The sequence below is a fragment of the Sphingomonas sp. genome, from assembly GCF_019242355.1.
Taxonomy (GTDB): domain Bacteria; phylum Pseudomonadota; class Alphaproteobacteria; order Sphingomonadales; family Sphingomonadaceae; genus Sphingomicrobium.
In genome coordinates, this window is record NZ_JAFAVR010000157.1 from 1 (window position 1) to 4,970 (window position 4,970).

The following is a 4,970-nucleotide window of genomic DNA, read 5'->3' on the forward strand; positions in this document are numbered from 1 at the left end:
TTTTGTCGCCGGCCCAATCACCGGAGTCGTCGTAGCGGAGCAGGACGCGTTCGAAGCGCCACTGCGTTACCGATCCGTTAGGCTCGAGAATCGTCTGTGTCAGGATCGCGGGCTGCTCGTCACCACCGGCGTAGAAGTTGCTCTCCAGCGCCGCGAAATACTGATCGAGCGCCGGGCCGTCGCGCTCCATCTTGAAGGTACCGGACCAGCCGTCGAAGAAGCGCAGGTTGTCGGTGAAGCCGTCGAGGCGTTTGATCTTCTGGTCGGTGACGTCCTGCTTCGGGTTGAAGCCGGTCACTTTCCCAAGATGCAACGAGGTGCCATCCGGAAGCGTCACGACCAGCGTGACGTCCCGGCCAACGCTATAGCCTTGCATGGGCATGGATCAGGTGTCCTTACTGAGGCGTGGAGCTGGCGACGGTGACCTGGACGGACTGGCCGCCCATCACGTTGATCAGCAGCTTGGTGATGATGCTCTGGTAAACGACCGTGACGTCGGCCTGCATGTAGCCGAGCGCGACCCGCGACGGAGGATTGTTGGCCGCGTTGATCTGCACAGAGAAGGGCTGGTTTTGGGGATTGTTGACATCCCCGATCATGCCCTGCTGCCACATGTTCGACAGGAAGGCGTTGAGCGTCGCCAGCGCCTGCGCACGCACCGAGGCGCTCTGCAGCCGGCCGATATATTTGCCCATACCCGCGTTCAGCGAGTAGGCGATGTAGTTGGTCAGGCGGGTGTAATTGTCACCGTTTATGACCGCATTCGACGACGTGTTGCAGCCGATGCGCGAGCCGAAATAGGCGCCGCCGGGGCATGGGTTGGCAATAACGTCGATACCGGCTTGCGCCAGCGTCTGGAGGTCGGCTTCCGAGTAGATGTTGACGCCCGATCCCGATGTCGACTTCTGCGTTCCGACGATGCCCTGCTGTTGTTTGTTTAGGGACGATTGTTCGGGTGAGAGTGCCGACAGGAAGCCGGCCTCGGATGCCTGCGGCGAGATAAGGCGAGTGACGTTATTCGTGGTGTCGAGCCACAGGATCCAGTCGCCCAGGAGGAGCTTGACGCCATAACAATCGAGGCCGGCCGTCGCCTTGGTAGAAGCGGCGTTCGCTACAGTATCGCCCGCAGGGCCGACAGCGATCATGTAGACGCCCTCGGACAGGGCGAACGCGGCCTGCGCAGAATAGGTCGTGCTGTCGTCGCAATCGGCGAGCATCGCGATGGACGCGCCCGTGTTGCGCAGCGCGTACATGCCCTTCCGCGGCGTCGAGTCCTGCCCGATCAGGACCGAACCCGTGATCGTGGCAGCGCCATCGGTGCCGCCTGAGAGGGTGACGCTCGAGCTAGTGGGTGCCGACGTGCTCGAGCCGGCCGCGGCAACGACCAGATTGGACGGCCCGCGAAGGCCGCTCGAACCCCCGTTGATCGCTGCGGCGATTGCGACCCATACCGCATTGCCGGAAAGGCCCACGGCGAGATTGTCGAACACCTCGGGCACGATGCCGGGCAGCGCGATTGTGGCGCGCCAGCTATTGGCAGCCGTTCCTGGCGCGAGCGAGGCGACGATCGAATTGCCGACCGTGCCGGTATATTTGCCGGTGAAGGTGATCCCGGTCGACCCGAGCACGCCCGATGCGGCGGCGTCCGTGCCGTCCGTGACGCGCACCGCGCGGATGTTGTTCGCGCCGTTGATGATCGCGATCAGGCAGGCGGTGACGAGATCGTACTTGCGGTTCTTGACCGATCCGAAATTCAGCACGGCATCGGTGGGATTGCCGACCGTGACCGGACTGTTGACCGGTCCCCACGAGCCGACGCCAACAATGCCCAAGATGTTCGTCGCGACGCCATTGAGCAGAAGCTGCGCGGGCGGAACAATCTGGACGTAAACGTCTGGAACGAAAAGACTATTCGTGTTGATCTGGCCCTGCTGGACGACAGGCATTGGCCTTACTCCTTCGGCTCAGCGGGGGTGACGGGCTGCACCGGAGGCGCCTGCTCCGCTGGCGCCGGGTCGGCGACGCGCACGACGAAGCTCGCGTGATCCGAATCCAGGATCTTCGCGATCTCGGCGGCATCGGTGATATCTTCGCCGATGGCGTGGCCACCGAACGGCTGCACAACCCTGAGGGCCATGGGCGCTTCCTTGTTTTGGGAACGATGAGAAAAAATCAGAGCGCAAAAGCGCTGTTGCCAGGATCGGAAAAGTCCAGGTTCGAGCCGAGTGCCTCTGGATTTAGAAGGGTGACTTCGGGACCTGTTGCCGTGCTGGTTGGACCGCCGATGACGTCCAACACCGTCTGTTTGATCGTGTATTCGGCGTCTGTCTGCGTCAGCGCATAGTCGACGGCGTAGATGATATCGCGGCGATAGATGAGCTGCTTCTGCTGTTCGTCACGCTGGCGGCTATGAACATAGCTAACAAGCGCCTGGCTGCCGTCCGGCATGGTGAGTCGAGTGGTCGCGGCAAGGGCGACATCGGTGGAGATGGCGACCTGATCTCGCAAGGCCGGTGTTGGCGCCCACGTCGTGATCTGGAATTGCTTCGTTTGCCGGCGAAGCTCCCGAATCGCGACGCCGGTCGCGCCATTGTTCGACGCCTCCTGCCATTCGCCGTCGCCCATGACGAGCGAGGTGATCTTTTCGCCTGGTAGCGGATAGATTGTGACGTGAACGACAGGCGCAGGCGGCTGAGCGACCGCTGCGGCCATATCGGCGTCGAGCTGATCGGGATCCGGCCAGCCTTGGTATATCCGCACAGCAGCGCTCTCGACCGGAGCCTGCCCATCGCCGTGCGGATAGACTGCAGCGTCGATCAGCGTGACCAGCGCCTGGGCGACGTCGGACATGTCGGCCATATTAGGCCTCGAGCGTAGCGACGGTCAGGCGGTAACCAAAATTGTCAAAATATGGAGCAACTACCATATACCTCAACCCAACATCGTCGATCATAATGTCGCGATCCTTGATCGAGCCAAGCGCAAGCGCTGTCTTTGGGATGAACACATACCAAGTCGGCCGCTGGGCATCGCCGGGCAGCCCGACAGTGCTGTTCGTGCCTTCACGACGCTCCTGGATGCTCGCGGGAATGCCTGCGAAGAGCAATGTCTCAGTCGCTTGCGTGTGACCGCCATAACCCTGCGCGCCGACGCCTGGCTGGGTGGCAGGGCGATTGAACGCGACGACGCGGGGATAGAGGAAACTCATCAGGCGAACACCCGCGGCTTCAGTCCGTCGAGCATCGCCTTGGTATCAGGATCGAACAGGCTATCTGCCCAACGCTCAAGCCGCGTGCCACCTGCCTGCTGCACCTTGAACGCGGGATCGTAGTTTCCGCTACCCAGCGTCGCGAGCAATGTCGCGCAGGCTTGCTTCACTGCGGGCGGCAGACCTGCCGCTGAATAACCCGCGACGTAGCGGATCCGAACATCGGAATAGTAAGCGAGCAACAGCCCAACCGGTATCCAGATCTCGCCGGTCGTGACGCTGATCGAAGCCTGCGTCACGTCGAATGGCGTCCAGACCGGCGGCCCACCGATCACTTGCATGGTCGCGAGCAGGTTGAGATCCGCGAACGGCGCCAGATTGTCCTGCGAGCGCCGCCCGTAGCTGTAACGGCCTATGCCAGAAAGCAGCCGCACGAGCGGCGCACGCATGGCGCGGGTCAACGATCGACGAGGCGCGAGCGGCCGTTCCTCGGCGATGACAAGACCGGCTTCCATCGTCGCGCCCTGCGCGTGAGATTGCGCCACCTTTTGGAAGGTGATGCGACCATTCACGGTATCGACGGCGGACACAGTCACCGCCTCGCAAAGCTGGGCGTTCGTGCGATCGAGAATAAAAACCTCGCCAATCAGATCGGCAAGACCGGCCGCCGCTGCCGGGAAATTGATCGTTATATTCTGCCCGGCAACGATCGTGCTCGGCAGCGTGAAGCTCAGCGTCGGGCTCAGTCCTGCCATGTATGCAGGCAGGCCGGTCCAGTCCGGCGACCAAACCAAGCCTTCCGGCCGACCAAGATAGGCATCGAGCATTGTGCTCGCCTGAAGAACCTGCGGTGGGGTAGCGTTCGGCACGCCATAGAGGTTCAGGTCGCCCCCAGTAAGATAGGCGGACGGCATCAGGCGGCGGCGAAGCGGGGCATAAACAGCGTTGTTCGCTTCGCCTGCTTGGTGGCGAGGAGATAACGTCCGAGCGCATCCGGAACCTCAGCGACGCCATCGACGAACTGCACGATTAGCATGCGCGGCTTGCCGTCGTCATCGGTCCAGTCGGCATCGTGACCACCGGGCGCGGCGCGCGGATCCGCGGCCGGCGTCACGTAGAGCGTATGGGAGGCGCGACTATGGTGATAGACACGCATACGCGCCTCCCGTTGCGGCTTGCTTACTGGGCGACGACAGTGGGCGCGACGACGGCCACCACGGCGTGCGCGGACGCTGGCGACTTCGCGATGACGCAGCTGAAGTGCACCGCGACGTACTGGCCCTGAAGGCCGCCGACCAGGCCGAGCTGGAAGAGGCGCGGCTTCAAGTTGCCGTCCTCGCCATGCACAACCGGGCGCTCGATGAACTTCTCGGTGACGATCACCGCGAAGTAGTTGCTGTTGCCCGAGCCCGGCGCGGCAAAGCCATAGAGACCTACCGCGTCGGCCGCAATGAACGGCTCGGGAATCAGCGGGATGACGCCGGCCTGCGTGTTGATCGCGTTCACGACCACGCCTGCCGAGACTTCCATCGTGCGCAGGTCGATGTGCGCCGCCTTCGCCTCGCGGTCGATGAGATCGCACAGGATGGGGTTGGCGTAGATCGCAGTCGGGCGCGGGTTCTTGGTCGGATTGGCGTACATCGCTGCGATCTTGGCTTTGAGGCCATCGATGATCGATGCGCCGAGGCCGATCGTGGCCTGATTCGTGATCTGCGTGAGTAGACCGCAGAACGAGGCGGTGGCGCTGTCGCTGATCGCGGTC

The 4,970-nt window shown here is 62.8% G+C and carries 8 protein-coding genes; all 8 read right to left on the reverse strand.

Annotation, left to right across the window (positions count from 1 at the left end):
* On the reverse strand, positions 1-382 hold a 382-nt coding region (locus JOZ79_RS07780; protein ID WP_294072863.1), incomplete at its 3' end, for a hypothetical protein.
* A gap of 13 nt (positions 383-395) precedes the next feature.
* Complete coding sequence (locus JOZ79_RS07785) at positions 396-1,946, reverse strand: hypothetical protein (protein ID WP_294072866.1); 1,551 nt, start codon at positions 1,944-1,946, stop codon at positions 396-398.
* Positions 1,947-1,951: 5 nt separating this feature from the next.
* Positions 1,952-2,137, reverse strand: a complete 186-nt coding sequence (locus JOZ79_RS07790; protein ID WP_294072869.1) for a hypothetical protein — start codon at positions 2,135-2,137, stop codon at positions 1,952-1,954.
* 35 nt (positions 2,138-2,172) lie between these two features.
* On the reverse strand, positions 2,173-2,859 hold the full coding sequence (locus tag JOZ79_RS07795; protein ID WP_294072872.1) for a hypothetical protein: 687 nt from the start codon (positions 2,857-2,859) through the stop codon (positions 2,173-2,175).
* A 1-nt stretch (position 2,860) separates the two neighbouring features.
* Positions 2,861-3,208 carry a hypothetical protein gene (locus JOZ79_RS07800; RefSeq protein WP_294072875.1) on the reverse strand — a complete coding sequence of 116 codons (348 nt, stop codon included), beginning with the start codon at positions 3,206-3,208 and terminating at the stop codon, positions 2,861-2,863.
* Positions 3,208-4,035, reverse strand: a complete 828-nt coding sequence (locus JOZ79_RS07805; RefSeq protein WP_294072877.1) for a hypothetical protein — start codon at positions 4,033-4,035, stop codon at positions 3,208-3,210. The genes JOZ79_RS07800 and JOZ79_RS07805 overlap by 1 nt, the downstream gene beginning before the upstream one ends.
* A gap of 86 nt (positions 4,036-4,121) precedes the next feature.
* Positions 4,122-4,364 (reverse strand): hypothetical protein, encoded by a 243-nt coding sequence (locus JOZ79_RS07810; protein WP_294072880.1) that lies wholly within the window; start codon positions 4,362-4,364, stop codon positions 4,122-4,124.
* 23 nt (positions 4,365-4,387) lie between these two features.
* Positions 4,388-4,970, reverse strand: a 583-nt coding sequence (locus tag JOZ79_RS07815) for a hypothetical protein (RefSeq protein WP_294072883.1), incomplete at its 5' end; no start/stop codon positions are given.